The 561-nt window shown below is 79.7% G+C and carries 1 pseudogene; it reads right to left on the minus strand.

Annotated features, from left to right (window positions below):
- Positions 1–561 (minus strand): annotated as a pseudogene (locus tag KUM32_RS39525) (aldehyde dehydrogenase (NADP(+))); the annotation flags it as partial.

Below are 561 nucleotides of genomic sequence, written 5' to 3' on the forward strand. Positions count from 1 at the left end.
GCCGGGTACGGGCCGCCGTGGTGCTGGGCCGGCGCGACGGCGACGCCGGTGGGCCAGCCGTTGACCAGCAGCCGCCCGGCGAGCGGGGTGAGCTGTTCGAGCAGCCGAGCCGCCCGCCGCCGCGCCTCATCCGGCTCTTCCGCCGCCCGGGCACCGTCCGTCTCGTCGGCCCCGCACTCGGCGGCGCTGAGCTGCGCGGTGGCGGTGAGGTTCCCCGGCAGCCGCCGCAGCACCGCGCCGATCTCCTCCTCCCGCGCGTAGCGGGCGACGACGGTGACCGGGCCGAAGCACTCCTCAAGCAGCAGGTCGTACGGGCCTTCGGCGGCCAGGTGGGCGGCGGGCACGGTGAGCACCCCGGCGCGCACCGAGCCGTCCGGCGACCGTTGCCCCGGCACCCCGGCGCCCTCGCCCGGCAGGCCGGCGCGCACCTCGGGGAGCGCGGCGCGTTCCCGCACGCCCGCCACGAACGCGTCCCGCATCCGGGCGTCGAGCAGCACGCCGGGCGGGGTGGCGCCGACCGCCTCGGTCAGGCTGGCGAGGACCCGGTCGCCGGCCTCGGTC

The sequence above is a fragment of the Streptomyces sp. AC627_RSS907 genome, from assembly GCF_019049165.1.